24 protein-coding genes are annotated in these 20,010 nt (G+C 54.1%); 10 read left to right on the plus strand and 14 right to left on the minus strand.

Annotation, left to right across the window (positions count from 1 at the left end; all coding sequences use genetic code 11):
- Positions 1-3 precede the first annotated feature (3 nt).
- From hisC to JQR86_RS14650, 10 genes are all read right to left on the minus strand, one after another.
- On the minus strand, positions 4-1,065 hold the full coding sequence (gene hisC, locus JQR86_RS14605) for a histidinol-phosphate transaminase (RefSeq protein WP_434153793.1): 1,062 nt from the start codon (positions 1,063-1,065) through the stop codon (positions 4-6).
- Between the two features lie 4 nt (positions 1,066-1,069).
- A complete protein-coding gene (gene hisD / locus JQR86_RS14610; protein ID WP_074827905.1) occupies positions 1,070-2,380 on the minus strand; it encodes a histidinol dehydrogenase in 1,311 nt (436 codons plus the stop codon).
- Between the two features lie 122 nt (positions 2,381-2,502).
- Entirely contained in the window at positions 2,503-3,138 is a 636-nt protein-coding gene (gene hisG / locus JQR86_RS14615) for an ATP phosphoribosyltransferase (protein ID WP_019365667.1), read from the minus strand.
- Between the two features lie 6 nt (positions 3,139-3,144).
- Complete coding sequence (gene murA, locus JQR86_RS14620; protein WP_010797295.1) at positions 3,145-4,410, minus strand: UDP-N-acetylglucosamine 1-carboxyvinyltransferase; 1,266 nt, start codon at positions 4,408-4,410, stop codon at positions 3,145-3,147.
- Positions 4,411-4,432: 22 nt separating this feature from the next.
- Complete coding sequence (locus tag JQR86_RS14625) at positions 4,433-4,672, minus strand: BolA family protein (protein ID WP_010797294.1); 240 nt, start codon at positions 4,670-4,672, stop codon at positions 4,433-4,435.
- Between the two features lie 97 nt (positions 4,673-4,769).
- Positions 4,770-5,081: an STAS domain-containing protein gene (locus JQR86_RS14630; RefSeq protein ID WP_407362956.1), complete on the minus strand. Its 312-nt coding sequence runs from the start codon at positions 5,079-5,081 to the stop codon at positions 4,770-4,772.
- Positions 5,078-5,725, minus strand: a complete 648-nt coding sequence (locus JQR86_RS14635; RefSeq protein WP_074827900.1) for an MlaC/ttg2D family ABC transporter substrate-binding protein — start codon at positions 5,723-5,725, stop codon at positions 5,078-5,080. Before JQR86_RS14635 ends, JQR86_RS14630 begins: the two co-directional genes overlap by 4 nt.
- A 12-nt stretch (positions 5,726-5,737) precedes the next feature.
- Positions 5,738-6,214 carry an outer membrane lipid asymmetry maintenance protein MlaD gene (gene mlaD, locus JQR86_RS14640; protein WP_019365671.1) on the minus strand — a complete coding sequence of 159 codons (477 nt, stop codon included), beginning with the start codon at positions 6,212-6,214 and terminating at the stop codon, positions 5,738-5,740.
- On the minus strand, positions 6,214-7,008 hold the full coding sequence (gene mlaE, locus JQR86_RS14645; RefSeq protein WP_407362955.1) for a lipid asymmetry maintenance ABC transporter permease subunit MlaE: 795 nt from the start codon (positions 7,006-7,008) through the stop codon (positions 6,214-6,216). The genes mlaD and mlaE overlap by 1 nt, the downstream gene beginning before the upstream one ends.
- Positions 7,008-7,817: an ATP-binding cassette domain-containing protein gene (locus tag JQR86_RS14650; protein WP_074827898.1), complete on the minus strand. Its 810-nt coding sequence runs from the start codon at positions 7,815-7,817 to the stop codon at positions 7,008-7,010. The genes mlaE and JQR86_RS14650 overlap by 1 nt, the downstream gene beginning before the upstream one ends.
- A gap of 210 nt (positions 7,818-8,027) precedes the next feature.
- Between JQR86_RS14650 and JQR86_RS14655 the strand changes: the two genes are divergently transcribed.
- The 9 genes from JQR86_RS14655 to JQR86_RS14695 all read left to right on the plus strand — a co-directional run bounded on the left by JQR86_RS14655 (position 8,028) and on the right by JQR86_RS14695 (position 14,653).
- Entirely contained in the window at positions 8,028-9,002 is a 975-nt protein-coding gene (locus JQR86_RS14655; RefSeq protein WP_407362954.1) for a KpsF/GutQ family sugar-phosphate isomerase, read from the plus strand.
- 145 nt (positions 9,003-9,147) lie between these two features.
- Positions 9,148-9,720 carry an LPS export ABC transporter periplasmic protein LptC gene (gene lptC / locus JQR86_RS14660; protein WP_010797287.1) on the plus strand — a complete coding sequence of 191 codons (573 nt, stop codon included), beginning with the start codon at positions 9,148-9,150 and terminating at the stop codon, positions 9,718-9,720.
- Entirely contained in the window at positions 9,707-10,252 is a 546-nt protein-coding gene (gene lptA / locus JQR86_RS14665; RefSeq protein WP_010797286.1) for a lipopolysaccharide transport periplasmic protein LptA, read from the plus strand. The genes lptC and lptA overlap by 14 nt, the downstream gene beginning before the upstream one ends.
- Entirely contained in the window at positions 10,249-10,977 is a 729-nt protein-coding gene (gene lptB, locus JQR86_RS14670) for an LPS export ABC transporter ATP-binding protein (protein ID WP_010797285.1), read from the plus strand. Before lptA ends, lptB begins: the two co-directional genes overlap by 4 nt.
- A 107-nt stretch (positions 10,978-11,084) precedes the next feature.
- Complete coding sequence (locus JQR86_RS14675; protein WP_074827893.1) at positions 11,085-12,581, plus strand: RNA polymerase factor sigma-54; 1,497 nt, start codon at positions 11,085-11,087, stop codon at positions 12,579-12,581.
- Positions 12,582-12,704: 123 nt separating this feature from the next.
- Entirely contained in the window at positions 12,705-13,013 is a 309-nt protein-coding gene (hpf, locus tag JQR86_RS14680) for a ribosome hibernation-promoting factor, HPF/YfiA family (protein WP_010797283.1), read from the plus strand.
- 16 nt (positions 13,014-13,029) lie between these two features.
- Positions 13,030-13,494 carry a PTS IIA-like nitrogen regulatory protein PtsN gene (ptsN, locus tag JQR86_RS14685; RefSeq protein WP_407362953.1) on the plus strand — a complete coding sequence of 155 codons (465 nt, stop codon included), beginning with the start codon at positions 13,030-13,032 and terminating at the stop codon, positions 13,492-13,494.
- A gap of 1 nt (position 13,495) precedes the next feature.
- Positions 13,496-14,359, plus strand: coding sequence for an RNase adapter RapZ (rapZ, locus tag JQR86_RS14690; protein ID WP_010797281.1), 864 nt, complete (start codon positions 13,496-13,498; stop codon positions 14,357-14,359).
- Positions 14,360-14,380: 21 nt separating this feature from the next.
- Positions 14,381-14,653: an HPr family phosphocarrier protein gene (locus tag JQR86_RS14695; protein WP_010797280.1), complete on the plus strand. Its 273-nt coding sequence runs from the start codon at positions 14,381-14,383 to the stop codon at positions 14,651-14,653.
- A gap of 14 nt (positions 14,654-14,667) precedes the next feature.
- Here the strand turns inward: JQR86_RS14695 and JQR86_RS14700 are convergent, their stop codons facing one another.
- The 3 genes from JQR86_RS14700 to pmbA form a co-directional block, all read right to left on the minus strand.
- Positions 14,668-15,549: a ZIP family metal transporter gene (locus tag JQR86_RS14700; RefSeq protein ID WP_434153795.1), complete on the minus strand. Its 882-nt coding sequence runs from the start codon at positions 15,547-15,549 to the stop codon at positions 14,668-14,670.
- An 85-nt stretch (positions 15,550-15,634) separates the two neighbouring features.
- The gene (locus JQR86_RS14705) at positions 15,635-16,246 is read right to left on the minus strand and encodes a superoxide dismutase (RefSeq protein WP_434153796.1); all 612 of its coding nucleotides are present in this window, start codon (positions 16,244-16,246) and stop codon (positions 15,635-15,637) included.
- A gap of 285 nt (positions 16,247-16,531) precedes the next feature.
- Positions 16,532-17,881, minus strand: coding sequence for a metalloprotease PmbA (pmbA, locus tag JQR86_RS14710; protein ID WP_434153797.1), 1,350 nt, complete (start codon positions 17,879-17,881; stop codon positions 16,532-16,534).
- A gap of 92 nt (positions 17,882-17,973) precedes the next feature.
- Here pmbA and yjgA point away from each other — a divergent pair, with 92 nt between their 5' ends.
- Positions 17,974-18,498, plus strand: coding sequence for a ribosome biogenesis factor YjgA (yjgA, locus tag JQR86_RS14715; RefSeq protein WP_010797276.1), 525 nt, complete (start codon positions 17,974-17,976; stop codon positions 18,496-18,498).
- Between the two features lie 21 nt (positions 18,499-18,519).
- On the opposite strand, the gene tldD is transcribed toward yjgA, so the two are convergent.
- Positions 18,520-19,962 carry a metalloprotease TldD gene (tldD, locus tag JQR86_RS14720; RefSeq protein WP_010797275.1) on the minus strand — a complete coding sequence of 481 codons (1,443 nt, stop codon included), beginning with the start codon at positions 19,960-19,962 and terminating at the stop codon, positions 18,520-18,522.
- Positions 19,963-20,010 lie beyond the last annotated feature (48 nt).

The raw sequence follows: 20,010 nt of genomic DNA on the forward strand, positions 1-20,010 counted from the left end.
CCATCAGGCGAGTCCGTAGTCCTTCAACGCCTCGATCAAAACAGCATTTTGTTCTGGCGTACCAATAGTGATACGCAAGAACTTATCGATTCGAGGCTTATTGAAATGACGCACAATGACGCGTCTTTCACGCAGTGCAGCCGCCAATTCAGCCCCCTCATACGAAGGGTGCTGAGCGAACACGAAATTTGCAGCAGAGGGCAGCACATGGAAACCCAGTGCTTCCAATTCGGCTACCAGCACCGTTCGGCTTTCAATCACTGCTCCGCACGTTTGACTGAAATAGTCCCTGTCTTCAAACGCTGCGACGGCGCCTGCCAGCGCCAACCGATCAAGCGGGTATGAATTGAAACTGTTCTTGACCCGCTCCAATGCTTCGATGAGATCGGGATGACCTACTGCCAGCCCAACCCTCAAGCCTGCCAGGGAGCGGGACTTGGAGAGCGTTTGAGTCACTAGCAGATTTGGATAACGACCCACCAGTGAAATAGCAGTCTCGCCACCAAAATCCACATAGGCTTCATCAACCACCACAACCGAGTCCGTGTTCTTTTGCAGAAGCGACTCGATGTGCTCCAACCCTACCAGACACCCTGTAGGCGCGTTAGGATTGGGGAAAATAATACCGGCGTTAGGCCGGATGTAGTCTTCCAGATTGATTTGATAGTGTTCATCCAGTGGCAACGCTTCGAATGGAATTTCATACAACCCACAGTACACCGGGTAGAAGCTGTAAGAAATGTCCGGGAACAGCAAGGGCGCCTTGTGCTGAAACAAGCCGTGAAAGATATGGGCAAGCACTTCATCCGAACCATTGCCTACAAACACTTGCTCGACATTGATTGAATAATACTCTGCTACCGCCTGCTTCAACCGATCCCCATTGGGATCAGGGTACAGCCGCAAGCCCTCGCCCAGTTCGGCCCGTATCGCATCAATAACCTTGGGCGAAGGGCCGTAGGGGTTTTCGTTGGTGTTGAGTTTTACCAGATTGGCAATCTTGGGCTGCTCGCCAGGTACATAAGGCACCAGCTTCTCGACGAAGGGACTCCAGAATCGACTCATGACATCACTCCTTGATCCGGTATTCAGCGCTGCGCGCATGAGCTGTCAGGGACTCCCCACGCGCAAGCACCGAGGCGGTACGACCCAGCACTGAAGCGCCATCCGCGGAACAAAAGATCAAGGACGAGCGCTTCTGGAAGTCATACACGCCCAAAGGAGAAGAGAAACGTGCAGTGCCGGACGTGGGTAGAACATGGTTGGGCCCTGCACAATAATCTCCCAGTGCCTCAGCGGTATAACGCCCCATGAAGATCGCGCCCGCGTGGCGAATACCCGGCAACCAGGCTTCAGGATCAGCTACAGAGAGCTCCAAATGCTCAGGCGCAATGCGATTGACGACCTCGCAGGCCCGAGCCTGATCGGCAACATGAATCAGAGCACCTCGTCCTTCCAAGGACGTCCGGATGATTTCAGCACGCTCCATTGTCGGCAGAAGACGAGCGATACTTTCAGCAACCCTGTCCAGAAACTCGGCATCAGGGCTGACAAGTATCGACTGGGCATCTTCATCATGCTCAGCCTGAGAAAACAGATCCATGGCGATCCAGTCTGGATCAGTCTGGCCATCACAGACCACTAGAATCTCGGAGGGCCCGGCAATCATGTCGATACCCACCTGTCCGAAGACATGACGCTTGGCCGTTGCAACATAGATATTGCCTGGCCCTACGATCTTGTCCACACGAGGGACGCTTTGCGTACCGTAAGCCAGTGCCGCTACTGCTTGCGCACCACCCACAGTAAAAACGCGGTCCACGCCTGCAATGCACGCAGCAGCGAGCACCAGCTCGTTGATTTCACCGCGAGGCGTTGGCACGACCATTACAACTTCAGCAACACCGGCAACCTTGGCAGGAATGGCGTTCATCAACACCGAAGAGGGATAGGAAGCCTTGCCGCCAGGTACATATAACCCAGCCCGATCAAGCGGCGTCACTTGCTGCCCAAGAACGGTGCCATCCGCTTCCGTATAACGCCAGGAGTCCTGCTTTTGCTTTTCGTGATAGCTGCGAACACGATCTGCTGCATGCTCAAGAGCATTTCGCTGCTCATCGGTAATGCGCGTAAGAGCCAACTCAAGTCTTTCGCGAGGCAGAATCAGATCAGACATTGAGCTAGCCTGGACGCCATCAAAGCGCTGTGTGAACTCCACCAGAGCTTCATCCCCTCGGGTGCGAACAGCCTCGATAATCTCCAGGACTCGCTGATTGACGCCAGCGTCAGAAACACTTTCCCAGCTCAGCAGATGATCCAGATGACGCGCGAAATCAGGATCGGCAGCGTCGAGTCGGCGAAGCGTAATCGGTGCGGTCATAGCGAAGCCTCTTATCAATGGCTAGTCTCAGGCACCGCTAGAGTATCAGCCCTGCCGTGCGGGTACCTGAGAAAATTGGCTATGACACGGATAGGCAGGCACGGCATCAGCCGTGCGAAAGGTCAGGCCTGGTGTCGCTCTTCGACCGTAGCACGCAGCACATCGATCAGCGCCTGGATACGCGCGTGCTGCATTTTCATCGAAGCCTTGTTGACGATCAATCGAGAGCTAACATGGGCAATCAGCTCCTGTGGCTCAAGCCCATTGGCGCGCAAGGTATTACCTGTATCGACCACGTCAATGATCTTGTCAGCCAGCCCTACTAGCGGTGCAAGCTCCATGGAGCCATAGAGCTTGATGATATCGACCTGACGTCCCTGCTCGGCATAGTAACGTTTGGCGATATTGACAAACTTGGTCGCTACCTTGAGGCGGCCACGTGGCTCTGGAGCATTTACTGCACCCGCTGTCATCAGCCGGCATTTGGCGATCTGCAGATCCAGCGGCTCGTAGAGTCCTTGGCCAGAGTGCTCCATAAGCACATCCTTTCCCGCAACACCCAAGTCAGCTGCGCCTTGCTCAACGTAGGTCGGCACGTCGGTCGCACGTACGATCAACAAACGCACATCATCCAGACTTGTGGGGATGATCAGCTTGCGGCTTTTATCGGGGTCTTCAGTTGGGACGATACCCGCCGCCGCAAGAAGCGGCAGCGTATCGTTCAGGATTCGGCCTTTTGAAAGCGCGATAGTCAGCATGAGCCCTTAACCCGGAACACGGCGAATTTTAGCACCCAGAAGTTGTAGCTTTTCCTCGATGCACTCATAACCCCGATCGATATGGTAGATGCGGTCGATCAGGGTATCGCCTTCCGCTACCAGCGCAGCGATTACCAGGCTGGCCGATGCACGCAAGTCAGTAGCCATTACGGGGGCAGCCTTCAGGTGAGGAATGCCGGTTACGATGGCAGCATTACCTTCCACAGCGATCTGAGCACCCATGCGAGTCATTTCATAGACGTGCATGAAGCGGTTTTCAAAGATCGTTTCAACGACCGTTCCTGTGCCTTCTGCCACAGCGTTCATGGAGATGAACTGCGCCTGCATATCTGTTGGGAATGCAGGGTACGGTGCAGTACGCACATTGACTGCCTTGGGTCGATTCCCTTTCATGTCCAGCTCGATCCAGTTGGATCCAGTAGAAACGTGGGCACCTGCCTCTTCCAGCTTGAGCAGAACGGCTTCGAGAATGGAAGGATCAGTATCCTTGAGCTTGACGCGACCACGGGTAGCCGCCGCCGCAACCAGATAACTACCCGTCTCGATACGGTCGGGCAGTACGGAATAACGGGCGCCACCCAGACGCTCGACACCTTCTACCGTAATGGTATCGGTACCGGCACCTTCAATATGGGCTCCCATGGCGATCAGGCAATTGGCCAGATCCACGACTTCCGGCTCACGTGCAGCGTTCTGGATGACGCTACGTCCTTTGGCCAGCGTTGCCGCCATCAGAACGTTTTCAGTACCGGTTACACTGACGGTATCAAAGAAGTAATGTGCGCCACGCAGGCCGCCCGCTGGAGCCTTGGCTTTGATATAGCCTGCCTCGACTTCAATCTGGGCACCCATCGCCTCAAGGCCGCGCAGGTGCAAATCGACCGGACGCGAGCCAATGGCACATCCGCCGGGCAGTGCGACTTCGGCTTCACCGAAACGAGCCAGCATCGGACCCAGCACCAGAATAGAGGCGCGCATGGTCTTGACCAGCTCATAGGGCGCTACAAGCGTCTTGATAGTCGAAGCATTTACTTCAACGTTGAGCTTTTCGTCGATAACCGGCTGCACCCCCATACGACCGAACAATTCGATCATGGTAGTGATGTCATGCAGATGCGGCAGATTGCAAACAGTTACAGGCGTATCCGCAAGCAAGGTGGCAGCCAGGATCGGCAAGGCAGAGTTTTTTGCGCCTGAAATACGGATCTCTCCGTTTAGGCTGGCGCCACCGGTAATAATCAATTTATCCATAGGTATCTCGGCGGCGCCGAACTCAAGCCCGTTCAGCCCAAGCGGCGCGCGTATAGAATTTCATAGTGACTGCATGGATGCTGCCATCAGCGATCAATGCATTGAGATGGGAATAGACTTGCTGCTGGCGCTTTACTGGGCTCATAGCAGCCAATTCATCGCCAATCAGGTTCAATTGGAAATTGCAGCCCTCGCCTTCTACCTCAACCTGAGTTTCCGGCAGTTGTGCTTCCAATAAGCGTTTAACTTCTTCAGCCTGCATGTTCAACCTCCTGGCAGCCTATTCCGCAGCCAGACATAATACAAAAAAGCCCTCCAACTGCGAACCCCAAGGTTGCAGATAGAGGGCGATGGGATATTCAATGAGAGAGAGGAAGAATGTCCAGCAAACCGGACACACTTGCGATCTGCTTCATATCTGAAGGCAAATTCCAAACCTCAAGTTTTTTGCCAGCCTGCAACACATCACGTTGAAAGGACAGCAACAAGGAAAGCCCTGCACTGTTGGAGCGCTCGACACCAGCACAGTCGATCACGATCACATCGGTACTGCTCTGCTGTATATAGCGCTGCCCTTCCTGACGCAGCGCTACCGTCGTCTGATGATCGAGAAGACCAGACAGCGTCATGACGCCCGGCACTTTCTCTCCTAGATGCGCCTGCGTACTCATGAGCCAGCCTGGGCCTTTTGAGCTTCAGGAGAGTTTTTGGCACGCGCCACGGTATTGGCCCAGCTATCGATAACCTTGTCCAAGTTGTTGCCGTTGGCCTGCATGGACTGAGCAAACTGATCACGGAACAGCTTACCGATATTAATGCCGTTGATGATTACGTTACGCACCCTCCAACTGCCATTGATATTTACCATGGTATAAGAGACCGGATAGACAGTTCCGCGACTATCGCGCACTTCCATGCCTACGCTAGTACGTTCGGGATCATTGTCAGTTGCCGGCAGAACCTTAATACCCTGATTGTTGTACTCCAACAGTGCGTTGCCATAGAACTGCATCAGGCTTCGCTTAAAGTTCTCCTGGAAGCGAGCCATTTGCTCAGGCGATGCCTGACGACTGTACCTTACGGTCATGATGCTGCGGGAGATACCTTCGGCATCAACGACCGGACCAAGGATCTCGTTCAAAGAGTTATAGAAAGCATCTGGATTGCTCCGATATGTTTCCTTGTTGGTTTGCAGATCAGACAGCAACTTATCTGTAGTCTGTTGAATGACATCGTGAGCCGAAGGCGCTGCAGAGGCCAGCAATGGCACTACGGCCAGCAAGGCCAGAACGCTGTTTCGCAATAATTTGAGCATGTCGTGTCCTTCTTACTTATCGCCAGACGAATCTTTGTTGACGGTGTTGAGCAGGAATTTGCCGATCAGATCTTCCAATACCAGCGACGACTGGGTATCACGAATAGTTCCGCCATCTTTGACAACCTCCTCATCCCCTCCCACGCTAATACCAATATATTTTTCACCCAACAGACCTGCTGTCAGGATGGAGGCGGTGGAATCGACCGGAATGTTATCGACCTGTTGGTCGATCTGCATGGTCACTCGACCACGGTAGCTATCACGATCCAGATCGATTGCGGTGACTCGACCAATCGTGACGCCTGACATCGTGACTTTTGCACGTACGGTCAGACCGGCGATATTGTCGAAATAGGCGTACGCTTTATAGGTGTCATTGTGCTCGCCAACGCTCAAGCCACTCACTCGCAAAGCCAACAGCAAGAGAGCCAGCAAGCCAGCGAGCAGAAACAGGCCGACACCAATTTCCTGGGTGCGGGTTTGCATCAGATATCTCCAAACATCAAAGCAGTCAAAAGAAAATCGAGACCCAGCACTGCCAGAGAGGCATAGACAACTGTTCGGGTCGTCGCGCGGCTGATCCCTTCGGAAGTAGCGTCGCAGTCGTACCCCTGGAACACGGCGATCCAGGTCACCACAAAGGCAAAGACAAGGCTTTTAATCATGCCATTGATGACATCCGCCATCTGGACGCTGTTCTGCATGTTGCTCCAGAACGAGCCGTCGTAGACGCCGAGCCAGTCAACCGCAACCATCGCACCGCCCCAGACACCTACAACACTGAAGATGGCCGAGAGCAGAGGCAAGGAAATAAAGCCCGCCCACAGGCGCGGAGCCACTATATATTTGAGCGGATCAACACCGATCATTTCGAGGCTGGACAACTGCTCTGTCGACTTCATGTTGCCGATTTCAGCCGTTAACGCGGAACCCGCGCGACCTGCGAACAGAAGCGCACTAACTACAGGGCCCAACTCTCTCAGCAGGGTAAGCGCCACCATCTGCCCAACCGCCTGTTCCGAGCCATAGGTAACCAGAATGTTATAGCCTTGAAGCGCTATGACCATACCGATGAAAAGACCGGAAACCAGGATGATGGGTAGTGATAAAACCCCTACCGAATAGAGCTGCTTGATCAGCAACTGTCCACCCTTGCCTGTGCCGGAGCGGCCAAACAAGGATTGCAATAGCAAAAGAACAGAACGACCAGCTGCAGCCAATACATCCAGGCCTGTGCGCCCCAATAAGCGGATGCGCTCAAGCAGTGAAATGTGACGCATTAGCGCCTCCCCAAAAGATCTTCGCTATAGTCAGGCGCTGCGAAATGGAAGGGTACCGGGCCATCCGGGGTACCTTTTATGAACTGAAGCACTCGTGGATCAGACGACTCCTTGAGCTCTGCGGGGGTTCCTTGGCCCAGCACCTGTGTATCCCCGACAATGTAAAGATAGTCAGCGATACTTGCCGTCTCGGCCAGATCATGTGACACAACGATACTGGTCAATCCCAGTGCATCATTGAGCAGACGAATCAGGCGCACCAGTACGCCCATGGCAATGGGGTCCTGTCCCACGAAAGGCTCGTCATACATCAGGATCTGAGGATCCAATGCAATCGCCCGAGCCAGAGCCACCCGGCGCTTCATGCCTCCGGACAGCTCATCGGGCATCAACTCGATAGCGCCCCGCAGACCGACCGCCTGAAGTTTCATCAGGACGATATCCCGGATCATCTCCTCAGGCAGCTTGGTATGAACCCGGAGAGGAAAGGCCACGTTTTCGAAAACATCAAGGTCAGTAAACAGTGCACCGCTCTGAAACAGAACGCCCATCTGCTTACGCACATTGAACAGGTCACTTCGAGACAGCGTGGGAAGATTGAGATTGTTAACCCATACCTCACCCTTTTCAGGGCGCAACTGGGCTGCAATCAAGCGTAACAGCGTTGTCTTGCCGCTCCCTGAAGGCCCCATAATACCGGTCACCTTGCCACGCGGGATGCGGATATCAACATTCTCGTAGATGGTACGCTCGCCTCGCTTGAAGGTAACGCCTTTAAGCTCGACCGCATACTCGCTATCGGTGTTCATCTAAACTCCTAGCTTACAGCCCTCCTGGCAGACGCATCGAATAGCATCCAAGGCACTTTTAAGGGCCTATTCGACAAGGACATAGCATAACATTTCAGCGCTACCTCCCCAACATGAACATAATTCAATCGTTTTCATAGGAGGGGGGATTGATTGTCGTTATAATTCTGCGTTTTCAATCAATCTGCTGCCCAGCAAACTGGTAGACAAATGACCCACGCTGCAAATTTCATCGAATCCGCAAATCGTACCATCAGCTATGAAGTGGAAGCCGTGAACGCATTGCGTGGGCGTATAGATGATCGCTTTGTCAAAGCCTGTGAACTGATGCTGGACTGCAAGGGCCGCATCGTTGTACTGGGCATGGGAAAGTCCGGACATATCGGCAATAAGATTGCGGCCACGCTGGCAAGCACAGGCACACCCGCGTTTTTCGTCCATCCCGCCGAAGCAAGCCACGGCGACATGGGGATGATTACCCAGGCGGACATTGTGCTGGCCCTGTCCAACTCTGGCTCTACCCCTGAAATAGTGACGCTCTTGCCACTTATCAAGCGACTGGGAATCACGTTAATCAGTATGACAGGCAATCCCCAGTCACCTCTGGCCCAGGCAGCTACTGTCAACCTGGACGCAGGCGTTGCCAAGGAAGCCTGCCCGCTGAATCTTGCACCGACCTCCTCCACCACTGCCAGTCTGGTTCTGGGGGATGCGCTTGCCATTGCCTTGCTCGATGCACGAGGCTTCACGGCTGAAGATTTTGCCTTTTCTCACCCCGGCGGCGCTCTGGGCCGACGCCTGCTTCTCAAGGTCGAGCATGTCATGCATAGCGGGAAGGAATTACCTCAAGTGCCACGAGGCACTTCGCTTAGCGGTGCATTACTTGAGATGTCCCAAAAAGGGCTTGGCATGACCGTCGTCACGGAGCCTGATGGCCGACTGGCAGGTATTTTTACTGATGGGGACCTTCGGCGTGCGCTTGATCGCGGAATTGACGTACGCTCAACGACCATAGACCACGTCATGACGGAGCATGGTCGTACGGCACGCCCACAGATGCTGGCAGCCGAGGCATTGAAAGTCATGGAAGATCACAAGATTAGCGCCTTGGTTGTGATCGACGAGAAAGATTACCCTCTGGGGGCACTGAACATGCACGACCTGCTTCGCGCAGGCGTCATGTGAATGCAGCTCATATCGAGAGACAGCCCATCATTGCTGCTGCATGGCAGTGATGGCACTCATAAATGCTTTACGTTTCAAATGGTACAGAGCCTTTGCCGTGCTTTATGCCGCCGTTTGACTACAATGCTTTTGCAGGCCTTTTGTCATGTTCCGTACACTGCGTAAACCTGTACTTTATGTCCTGATTGCCCTGGCGCTGGTCGCTATCGGTTACTGGAACCTCTTGCCGCAACGGTTTATCGATGACCCGGCAGGCAATGCCCAGACCGATAATGCCATTGATGCCTATGCAACAAATGTCAAAACGATCCAGTACCGTGCCGATGGAAAGGTACAATACGAGATGACAGCCGAACGGCTTGATCACGTTCAGGCCACCGATGTCACACTGGTTTCGAAACCCGATATGCTGGCATACCGCGGTACTGACCTGCCCTGGCATGTTCGCAGCGCAAGGGCCGAGGTGGCGCCAAAAGGTACACAGGCTGAGTTGATCGATGATGTAAGGGTCGAGCGTACAGACGAAAAGGGCCGCCCTATCGTGATGACGACGACGCGAATGACTGTTTTTCCTGACAAAAATTATGCGCAGACTGAGCAAGCCGTTAAGATTGAGGCCGCTAATAGCGTGACCACAGCGAAAGGCATGAAAGCGTACCTGAATGACGGCAGAATGCTCCTGCTGTCCAATGTAAGAGGCCAGCATGAGGTTCGTTAAATCTCTACCCCTTCTTTTAACCCTGGGCGCTACGTTCGGAAGCGTTAACGCCTGGGCTCTGCCTTCTGACCGCAACCAGCCCATCCGGGTACAGGCCGACAGCGCCGAACTCGATGACAAGCAGAACGTAGCGGTTTATCGAGGCGACGTCATCATTACCCAAGGCACGATGAAGATCACGGGTAACACCGTGACCATCACCCAGGACAACAACGGCAACATCAAGGTTGCAACTGCCGTTGGCAAGCCGGCTCACTATGAGCAGAAGCCATCTGCGGACAAAGATACGGTGAAGGCTTACGGCCTGACTATCCAGTACTATGCGGATGAAAACCGAATCGTTCTGATCGACCAGGCACGCGTTGAACAGCAAGGCAATACGTTCGAAGGCGAAAAGATCGTTTACGACACCCAGCGCCAGATCGTGAATGCTGGCCGTGCAAACGGTAACAAGATCACCACACCAAGACCGCGTATCGACATGGTCATCCAGCCCAAGAACAAAGACCAGCAGCCGGGGCAAGCTCAATGACAGTACTGCTCAAAGCCCAGCATCTGGCCAAGAGCTATAAGGGTCGCCAAGTGGTCCGGGATGTCAGCCTGACCATCGAAAGCGGCCAGATCGTGGGACTGCTCGGCCCTAACGGTGCGGGCAAGACGACATGCTTTTATATGATCGTAGGGTTGGTCAACGCCGATCATGGCCGTGTACTGATCGATAACCAGGATGTCACCAACCTGCCTATGCACGGCAGAGCGCAGGCAGGTATCGGTTATCTCCCCCAGGAAGCATCGATATTCCGCAAGCTGACCGTGGCCAACAACATCATGGCCATCCTTGAAACACGCAAGGACCTGGACCGAAACGGACGCACCCAGGCGCTCGAGTCGCTGCTTCAAGAATTTCACATCACCCATATTCGTGACAACCTAGGCATGAGCCTGTCGGGTGGGGAACGTCGTCGCGTCGAGATTGCTCGCGCCCTAGCCACGGCGCCCAAGTTCATTCTGCTGGATGAGCCCTTTGCCGGTGTCGACCCTATTTCAGTGGGTGATATCAAGCAAATCATTCGCCACTTGAAAGCCAAAGGCATTGGCGTTTTGATCACGGATCACAATGTTCGGGAAACCCTCACAATCTGTGAGATGGCTTATATTGTGAATGACGGACAGCTGATTGCTGAAGGCGATGCCGAAAGCGTGCTGGCCAACGACCTGGTTAAGGAAGTTTATCTGGGGCACGAATTCCGCCTCTAGGCAAAAGGGTAAAAACCAGGCATATAATTTGCTCATCCCTACCAAATTATCTGGTGGGCTCCGTGGCGCAGTTCGCGTCTGTAGATTAAGGTGCTAAGCCCGCAGCCATGAAACCATCGTTAGTTTTAAAGATGGGCCAGCAGCTGACCATGACTCCTCAGCTGCAACAGGCCATTCGATTGCTTCAACTTTCGACGCTTGATCTCCAGCAGGAAATTCAGGAAGCCCTGGAATCCAACCCCATGCTCGAGCGGCAAGAAGAAGGCGATGATTTTGATCACAGCGACCCGCTTGCCGATGGCGAGGAGCTATCGAATCCTGGTAGCCAGGAGGTTACGTTCAAGGATACGGCTCCCTCGATAGAGACCTCTGAGTCGGACGAGTCCGAATGGAGTGACCGTATCCCCAATGAGCTTCCCGTCGATACCGCCTGGGAAGATATCTATCAGACAAGCGCGAGCAGCCTTCCGAGCTCTGACGACGATGAATGGGATTTCACATCCAGAACGTCGACAGGTGAAAGTCTGCAGAGCCATCTTCTCTGGCAACTGAATCTGGCCCCCATGTCGGACGTGGATCGCATGGTCGCCATGTCGATCATCGACGGCATCAATAATGATGGCTACCTCGAAGAATCACTCGAAGACATACACGCCTCGCTAGATCCTGAGCTTGAGGTAGAGATTGATGAAGTCGAAGTAGTTTTACGCCGTGTTCAACAGTTCGAACCGGCAGGCGTAGGCGCACGTAATCTCAAGGAATGCCTGCTGCTGCAACTCAATCAGCTTCCAGGCAAAACACCACGGCTGGCGGAAGCCAAGCGCTTGGTCACAGATTATCTGGACGTCCTAGGCAGCCGTGATTACAGCCAGCTCATGCGCCGCATGAAGATCAAGGAAGATGAGTTACGCGACGTAATCGAGCTGATTCAAAGCCTGCACCCCCGACCAGGCTCCCAGATCGAATCAGGTGAAGCCGAGTACGTGGTTCCTGATGTCATCGTGCGCAAACACAATGACCGTTGGCTGGTTGAGCTGAACCAGGAGGCGGTGCCGCGGCTACGCGTAAACTCACAATATGCCGGTTTCGTGAAACGTGCCGACAGCAGTGCAGATAACACTTTCATGCGTAACCAGTTGCAGGAAGCTCGCTGGTTCATCAAGAGTCTGCAGAGCCGTAACGAGACCCTGATGAAGGTTGCGACGCAAATCGTCGAGCATCAGCGTGGCTTTCTAGAGTATGGCGAAGAAGCCATGAAACCACTCGTACTTCACGATATTGCCGAGGCGGTTGGCATGCACGAGTCCACAATTTCTCGTGTGACCACCCAAAAGTATATGCACACGCCTCGTGGCATATACGAATTGAAATACTTCTTCTCCAGTCACGTAAGCACGGCTGAGGGCGGTGAATGCTCGTCGACCGCCATTCGCGCCATCATCAAAAAACTTGTTGCCGCCGAAAATGCAAAAAAGCCATTGAGCGACAGCAAGATCGCTGGTTTACTGGAGTCACAAGGCATACAGGTCGCGCGTCGGACTGTAGCCAAATACCGTGAGTCGCTGGGCATTGCTCCATCGAGTGAACGGAAAAGGCTGGTCTAGACTTAGGCGGCTCGCCACGAGCGGACTGCGAGCGCGGGGGAAAGAGGCGCTTATCGCTCAACAGTGTTTCTTCGGCAGGCCTAATGCCTGCCTGTTACACCACGGCAATAAGGAGAACGCGGTATGCAAGTCAACATCAGTGGGCATCAACTGGATGTTACCGACTCCCTTCGCAGCTACGTTGGAGAAAAGCTCGCCCGACTTGAACGCCACTTCGATCGCATTACCAGTGCTCAGGTAATCATGCAGGTCGATAAACTGAAACAGAAAGTTGAAGCCACCTTGCATGTTGCAGGTGCGTCTGTCGTTGCAAATGCCGAACATGAAGACATGTACGCTGCCATCGACCTTCTCACCGATAAACTCGACCGCCAGTTGATCAAACACAAAGAGAAACAGCTCGAGAGGCAGCAAGGGTTGGGCGTCCGTTGAGACTTAACATCACCCTATGATTCGATTAGAAACCATTCTGACCCCTAGCCGCTCACACGTGAGCGTACCAGGGGTCAGTAAAGAAAGCGTGCTTCAGCAGATTTCTGAAATTGCTGCGACTGACTTGCCAGGGCAAGACGCTCACTCAATTTTCGAAAGCCTCATGGCCCGAGAAAAGTTAGGGTCGACCGGTTTCGGCAATGGAATAGCTATTCCTCACTGCCGCCTGAGTGGCTCCAAGGAGCCTATTAGTGTGCTGTGCCACCTGCAAACACCGGTAGACTTCGACTCACTCGACGGAGCGCCAGTAGACCTTATTTTCGTCCTGCTCGTACCCGAAGCCGCTACCGAGCAGCATCTGGAGTTGTTGCGCCAGATTGCAGCCATGCTGGATAAGGCTGAAATCCGCGACCGACTGCGCCATGCAACTACTAGCAATGGGCTCTATCAAATAGTTATCGACGCCCAAAGCGGTCATTAACATGCATCTGATTATCGTCAGTGGACGCTCCGGATCTGGCAAAAGCACAGCACTAGATGTGCTGGAAGACAACGGCTTTTATTGCATCGATAATCTACCTGCCGGTCTTTTACCGGACCTGTCCGAGCGCGCCCTGACTGAATCCGAAGGGGCTCAGTCTCAGATAGCCCTGTCTATCGACGCCCGCAACCTGCCTAGCCAGCTACAACGCTTTCCCGAGCTGCTTGAGCAAGTCAGATCACGCCATATCCGTTGCGATGTGCTGTATCTGGATGCAGATGATCAGACACTGCTCAAACGGTTCTCGGAAACCCGCCGTCGTCATCCGCTTACGAGCGAGTATCGTTCGCTGGCTGAAGCCATCGAGGATGAGCGTCAGCTGCTGATGCCTATTGCCGATCTGGCTGACCTGAAGATCGACACCACTCATCTGAATCTTTATCAGCTCAAGGACATGATCAAGCTACGCTTGCTCAATGCACCCGAGCCTGGCACTGCGTTTCTAATCGAGTCGTTCGGTTTCAAACGGGGCCTGCCGGTTGATGCAGATATGGTTTTCGATATCCGCTTCTTGCCCAATCCCTATTGGAAAGCAGAGCTCAGGGAGCTTTCAGGTCTGGATCAACCCGTGATCGAGTATCTGGAGGAGCAAACCGAGGTCGAAGAGCTCTACCAAGACATCTATAATTACCTGTCTAAATGGCTGCCCAATTTCGCCGCTAACAATCGCTCTTATGTAACGATTGCGATTGGCTGTACGGGAGGCCACCACCGCTCGGTTTACATTGCCCAGCGACTGGGAACAGCTCTCAAATCAAAACTGAAAAAAGTCCAGATTCGCCACCGCGACCTACCTGGACAATAGCGATTAAGGACACTCAACGTAATGCCCGCCCAAGAAATCACCATCATCAATAAGCTAGGGCTGCATGCACGCGCAGCGGCCAAGTTCGTCGGTGTGGCTGGGCGCTTTCCTTGCGAAGTCAGAGTCGGTAGAAGCCCTGAAAGCACAATCGATGGGAAAAGCATTATGTCTGTCATGATGCTGGCTGCTGGCAAAGGCACGATGCTTCACCTGGCAACGGAAGGCGAACAGAGCGAAGAAGCCTTGCAGGCATTGATTGAACTGATCAACAACCGGTTCGACGAAGGCGAATGATCGCCCACGCTCCCCTACCCTAACGCGGTATCCATTACCATCATCAGACAAAAACCAATGCCGAGCCCTACGGTGGCAGCACTGCGGTGACCCTTTTTAAGGTGCGCCTCAGGAATGACTTCGTGGGTTACGGCAAACAGCATGGCACCTGCTGCCAGCGACAGCCCCCAGGGCAGCATCATCTGACTGAAATTGACCAGCCAGGCGCTAATGACTGCGAAAAGCGGCTCAACCAGCCCTGAGGCTGCGCCAATGCCCACCGCTTTATACCGGTTTACGCCCGCTCCAGCCAACACCAGCGCAATCACCATCCCTTCCGGAAAGTCCTGCAGGGCGATCCCAAGCGCCAGACTCTCTGCCCCTTCAACAGCACCACCTGCGGCTACACCGACAGCCATCCCTTCGGGAATGTTATGAAGAATAATGGCTGCAACGAACAGTAGGATTCGCGGCTCTACGGCGGAAATAGAATCACGCTGCTCTAACTCCTGCTCCGGCATGACACGTTCCAACCCTAGCATGCCCAGTACGCCTAGCATGATTCCACAGCTGACTACCGCTCCACTGCCCCACTTGGAATACCCTAGCGAGCCCCCTGCATCCAATGCAGGCAATAGAAGGGAAAAGGCAGTAGCCGCAAGCATGACGCCTGCACCAAAGCCCAACATGGTATTGGATAGACGCTCGGAGATACGGGAAAGCGCAAGGACAGGAAGCGCCCCGAGTGCAGTCCCTAATGCGCAAAGCATGCCGCCTTTGAGCGCATTCTGCATGGACGATGTTTGAAATAACGCTTGGAGTGCATCAAATTGATGAAATGTGATCCCAATGCAAAGCAGGATAAGACACAACGTCAATCCGAGATAGCTTGAGAGAAAGGCCTGTATTGAGCGCATAAACCTGCCAAGGCAAGAAAGACAGGACTGGAAGACGCGGTGCAAGAATCCCTTACACCGCGAAGATCACGACGCTTGTACCCCGTTAGGCCATTGCTGCCTGATAGCGACGAGTAACTTCAGGCCAATTGACTACATTGTAAAAGGCACCAATGTATTCCGGACGACGGTTCTGATAACGCAGGTAGTATGCGTGCTCCCATACGTCCAGGCCCAGAATAGGCGTATTGCCATTCATGATGGGGCTGTCCTGGTTGAGTGTACTTTCAACAACCAGTTTCTTTTCAGGCGTCACGCTCAACCATGCCCAGCCACTGCCAAAGCGAGACACCGCAGCCTTGGTAAAGGCTTCTTTGAATGCGTCCATACCGCCCAGCTGGGAATCGATCGCCTGAGCCAATTCACCTTCCGGGTTACCACCGCCTTGCGGAGTCATAACGGTCCAGAACAGAGAGTGGTTGGCATGTCCGCCGCCGTTGTTTACTACCACACCACGCTTATCTTGAGGCAGCTTGTCCAGTTGAGTCAGCAGTTCTTCTACCGGCAAGGACTCAAGGCCGGTCCCCTCGAGCGCAGCATTCAGATTATTGATGTAGGTCTGATGATGCTTGGTATGGTGAATTTCCATTGTCTGCGCATCGATGTGAGGTTCCAGTGCATCGTAGGCATAGGGTAAAGCTGGAAGCGTATGAGGCATGATGTCGTCTCCTGATGTGAGGATAACTATCGTCTGCCTAAGGGCAGACCTGTGTTGCTCGAACGTTCACATGTTTACTGCTGAGTGAAGCGCGCCAGTGAGGCTTAACGCTGAAGGTTATTAGCTATGGGCTAACTGGACAGAATTAAAGACCTGTCACCCATAAAACCAGACCTCATAAGAAATGAGATTCTTTATCAATAACATATCTAACAGATTCGACAAACGAAAGCGACGTTTTACGCCTGCCTACAGTAGTTTGATTAGCAGGCGCAAAAGTTTGAATCAACGTCCGGCCAGAGTCATGGACTCAACCAGCACCGATCCGGTTCGAATACCACCGCGACGATCTACATCCGAACCGATCGCAACGATGTTGCGAAACATATCCTGAAGACGCCCCGCAATAGTGACTTCCTGCACCGGAAACTGTATTTCGCCGTTTTCGACCCAATAACCGGCAGCGCCCCGTGAATAGTCGCCCGTTACCAGATTGACCCCCTGCCCCATGAGTTCAGTTACGAGAAGTCCCTTGCCCATGCGACGGATCAGGGCCGCCTGGTCATCACTGCCGTGACTGACAAACAGGTTATGCACGCCTCCGGCATTGGCTGTACTTTGCATCCCCAGCTTGCGGGCGGAATAGGTGCCCAACAAATAGGAAACCAACTCACCTTTATCGATAAAGGGCTTGGCATAGGTCGCCAGTCCTTCATTGTCGAACGATGCACTGCCCAACGCCCTAGGGATTAGCGGCCGTTCATCAATGGATAACCACTCAGGGAAGAGCTGCTGCCCCATTGCGCCTTCCAGGAAGGTCGTCTTCCGATAGAGGTTGCTGCCAGAAATAGCGGCCAGGAAATTACTGAACAATCCTGAGGCCAGTTCAGGCGCAAACAGCACAGGAACCTGGGCCGTCGGAACCGGACGAGCCCCCAAGCGACTCACCGCCCGTTCTGCTGCGCGCTGACCAATATAGACAGGGTCCATCAGCTCTTCAGCCACACGATTGACGTCGTAAAAATAATCGCGCTGCATATGGCCATTACTTTCCGCAATCATGACGCAGCTCAGGCTGTGTCGACTGCTGGCATACCCACCGATAAAGCCATGGCTGTTGCCATAGATACGGCAACCCTGATGAGTGTTGAGGCTTGTCCCATCAGCATTGGTGATTTTGGGATTGGCTGCAAAGGCCGCTGACTCGCAAATAAGCGCTTTCTCGATCGCCTCGTCAGGCGTAATGCTCCAGGGATGGAACAGGTCCAGGTCAGGTAGGCTCTTGGCCATTTTTTCCGGATCGGCCAAGCCTGAATATTCGTCTTCGGAAGCGTGCTGGGCAATGGCAAGAGCCGCGGCTACGGTCTCACGGATAGCATTTTCGCCCGTTGCGGACGTACTGGCCGAGCCCTTGCGGTGCCCTACGTACAAGGTAATACCGAAGCCCTCATCACGATTGAACTCAACCGTTTCAACCTCGCCCTTGCGAACGGTTGTAGATAACCCCTGCTCAACAGATACCGAGACCTCACAAGCAGTGGCACCCTGCTGACGCGCCTCCGCCAAAATGCGCTCGATCTGTTCACGCAAGGCAGGTAAGGCAGCCGGGCCGACAGCTTCCACGGATTGATTCATGCTTCTCTCCTATACAGCGTTGGCAGCCCGGCGGACCGGACAACCGACCTTCAACTCGTTATGATGGCGACCTTTAGTTATGGACCACCCTCATGTCTGATTTTCTTGACGACGACTCCTTCTCCGGAGAGAAGAGCAAATCGCAGATCAAGCGCGAATTGCATGCCCTGCAGGACCTTGGCGCGCGCCTCGCCGGGATGAGCCCTGACCTGCTTGACCGCCTCCCCTTGACCGAGCCTTTGCGCCGCGCTTTGGCCGAGGCTCCCAAGCACAAAGCCAACGTCGCCCGGAAGCGACATACCCAGTACCTGGGCAAACTGATGCGCGATCAGGATCTTGATGCGATCATGGCCATGATCGAACAAGTCGATTCCTCGACCCGCCAGTACAACGAGCGCTTTCACGCCCTTGAACGCTGGCGGGATCGCCTGCTGGGTGGTAGCGACGAGGTCCTGCAGGCTTTTGTCGAAGACTACCCGGACGCTGACCGCCAGCACCTGCGCCAGTTGATCCGTCACGCCCAACACGAGCAGGCGCATAACAAGCCGCCGTCAGCGGCACGTAAACTGTTCAAGTACATCCGTGAACTGGATGATACCAAGCGGGGCCTGCGTTAATACGCGGCCCTTGCCTGCCTGTCAGGCACCCGTTCCTCCTACCGTGATGGCATCAATTTTCAGAGTTGGCTGGCCTACGCCAACCGGAACTGACTGGCCTTCCTTCCCGCACGTGCCAACGCCGTTGTCCAGCGACAGGTCATTGCCGACCATTGATACCTGAGTCATGACTTCCGGACCGTTTCCTATCAGCGTGGCGCCCTTCACCGGCCGGGTCACCTTGCCGTTCTCGATCAGGTAAGCCTCATTGGTCGTAAAGACGAATTTACCGCTGGTGATATCGACCTGACCGCCCCCCAGGCTGGCGCAATACAGGCCATGCTCGACCGAGGCGATGATTTCTGCCGGGTCGCTTTCACCCGCCAACATATAGGTGTTAGTCATGCGAGGCATGGGCAGGTGCGCATAGGATTCACGGCGCCCGTTGCCGGTACGTGCCACTCCCATAAGCCGGGCATTGAGCTTGTCCTGCATGTATCCCTTGAGGATTCCATTCTCGATAAGCACGTTGTAAGCACCTGGCGTGCCTTCATCATCGACCGATACCGAACCACGGCGATCAGGGAGAGTGCCATCATCAACAATGGTGCATAGCGATGAAGCTACACGCTCGTTCATACGTCCGCTATAAGCCGAACTGCCCTTGCGGTTGAAATCACCTTCCAGGCCATGACCTACAGCTTCGTGCAACAGGACGCCAGACCATCCCGAGCCCAACACAACCGGTAGCGTGCCCGCTGGAGCGGCAACAGCCTCCAGATTTACCAAGGCCTGCCGCACCGCTTCGCGCGCGTAGCTCATGGCACGGTCTTCACGCAGAAAGTAACGATAATCCGTGCGTCCGCCACCGCCGTTGTTGCCACGTTCCCGGCGACCATTCTGCTCGACGACCACGTTGACATTGAAGCGCACCAGAGGGCGTACATCCGCCGCCAGCGTTCCATCGTTGGCGGCGACAAGCACCTGCTCCCAGACACCGGAAAGGCTGACCGTAACCTGTTGGATACGGGGATCCAAAGCCCGCGTGGCTACGTCAATATTTTTGAGCAGCTCGACTTTCTCTGCACGGCTCAAGACATCCAGTGGGTTTTCTTCGGGGTAAAGCCGTACCGGCTCGATGTGGCTAAATACCTGAACCTTGCCGTTATCCCCACTGCGTGAGATGGAACGTGCAGCCTGGGCAGCTTGGCTCAAGGCATCCAGCGTGATGGCGTTACTATAGGCAAACCCGGTCTTTTCACCTGATTGAGCACGGACACCAACACCTTGGTCCATATGAAAGCCGCCTTCCTTGACGATGCCGTCCTCAAGCAGCCAAGACTCGGAAATCATGCTTTGGAAATACAGATCGGCGGCGTCGATTCCTGGTCCCGCCAGTTGATGAAGAACCACTGGCAGGCTGTCGATTTCAAGCCCACCTGGATTGAGAAGATGTTGACTGACAGAAGTCAGGTATTGGCTCATGCTTACTCCAATAGCCGAAAGGTCTTATGCAAGGCGTGCACAACACGT

Source organism: Pseudomonas sp. JZ134, from assembly GCF_051027695.1.
GTDB classification, from domain to species: Bacteria; Pseudomonadota; Gammaproteobacteria; order Pseudomonadales; family Pseudomonadaceae; genus Chryseomonas; species Chryseomonas luteola.

Excerpts from the sequence above, each read along its gene's own strand:
- JQR86_RS14700 (WP_434153795.1), bottom strand. The coding sequence starts at position 15,549 with ATGCGCTCAATACAGGCCTTTCTCTCAAGCTATCTCGGATTGACGTTG.
- hpf (WP_010797283.1), top strand. The coding sequence starts at position 12,705 with ATGCAAGTCAACATCAGTGGGCATCAACTGGATGTTACCGACTCCCTT.
- JQR86_RS14625 (WP_010797294.1), bottom strand. The coding sequence starts at position 4,672 with ATGCAGGCTGAAGAAGTTAAACGCTTATTGGAAGCACAACTGCCGGAA.
- JQR86_RS14655 (WP_407362954.1), top strand. The coding sequence starts at position 8,028 with ATGACCCACGCTGCAAATTTCATCGAATCCGCAAATCGTACCATCAGC.
- mlaE (WP_407362955.1), bottom strand. The coding sequence starts at position 7,008 with ATGCGTCACATTTCACTGCTTGAGCGCATCCGCTTATTGGGGCGCACA.
- hisC (WP_434153793.1), bottom strand. The coding sequence starts at position 1,065 with ATGAGTCGATTCTGGAGTCCCTTCGTCGAGAAGCTGGTGCCTTATGTA.
- hisG (WP_019365667.1), bottom strand. The coding sequence starts at position 3,138 with ATGCTGACTATCGCGCTTTCAAAAGGCCGAATCCTGAACGATACGCTG.
- ptsN (WP_407362953.1), top strand. The coding sequence starts at position 13,030 with ATGATTCGATTAGAAACCATTCTGACCCCTAGCCGCTCACACGTGAGC.
- mlaD (WP_019365671.1), bottom strand. The coding sequence starts at position 6,214 with ATGCAAACCCGCACCCAGGAAATTGGTGTCGGCCTGTTTCTGCTCGCT.
- murA (WP_010797295.1), bottom strand. The coding sequence starts at position 4,410 with ATGGATAAATTGATTATTACCGGTGGCGCCAGCCTAAACGGAGAGATC.
- lptC (WP_010797287.1), top strand. The coding sequence starts at position 9,148 with ATGTTCCGTACACTGCGTAAACCTGTACTTTATGTCCTGATTGCCCTG.
- JQR86_RS14675 (WP_074827893.1), top strand. The coding sequence starts at position 11,085 with ATGAAACCATCGTTAGTTTTAAAGATGGGCCAGCAGCTGACCATGACT.
- JQR86_RS14650 (WP_074827898.1), bottom strand. The coding sequence starts at position 7,817 with ATGAACACCGATAGCGAGTATGCGGTCGAGCTTAAAGGCGTTACCTTC.
- pmbA (WP_434153797.1), bottom strand. The coding sequence starts at position 17,881 with ATGAATCAATCCGTGGAAGCTGTCGGCCCGGCTGCCTTACCTGCCTTG.
- yjgA (WP_010797276.1), top strand. The coding sequence starts at position 17,974 with ATGTCTGATTTTCTTGACGACGACTCCTTCTCCGGAGAGAAGAGCAAA.
- JQR86_RS14630 (WP_407362956.1), bottom strand. The coding sequence starts at position 5,081 with ATGAGTACGCAGGCGCATCTAGGAGAGAAAGTGCCGGGCGTCATGACG.
- JQR86_RS14635 (WP_074827900.1), bottom strand. The coding sequence starts at position 5,725 with ATGCTCAAATTATTGCGAAACAGCGTTCTGGCCTTGCTGGCCGTAGTG.
- hisD (WP_074827905.1), bottom strand. The coding sequence starts at position 2,380 with ATGACCGCACCGATTACGCTTCGCCGACTCGACGCTGCCGATCCTGAT.
- tldD (WP_010797275.1), bottom strand. The coding sequence starts at position 19,962 with ATGAGCCAATACCTGACTTCTGTCAGTCAACATCTTCTCAATCCAGGT.
- lptA (WP_010797286.1), top strand. The coding sequence starts at position 9,707 with ATGAGGTTCGTTAAATCTCTACCCCTTCTTTTAACCCTGGGCGCTACG.
- rapZ (WP_010797281.1), top strand. The coding sequence starts at position 13,496 with ATGCATCTGATTATCGTCAGTGGACGCTCCGGATCTGGCAAAAGCACA.
- lptB (WP_010797285.1), top strand. The coding sequence starts at position 10,249 with ATGACAGTACTGCTCAAAGCCCAGCATCTGGCCAAGAGCTATAAGGGT.
- JQR86_RS14695 (WP_010797280.1), top strand. The coding sequence starts at position 14,381 with ATGCCCGCCCAAGAAATCACCATCATCAATAAGCTAGGGCTGCATGCA.
- JQR86_RS14705 (WP_434153796.1), bottom strand. The coding sequence starts at position 16,246 with ATGCCTCATACGCTTCCAGCTTTACCCTATGCCTACGATGCACTGGAA.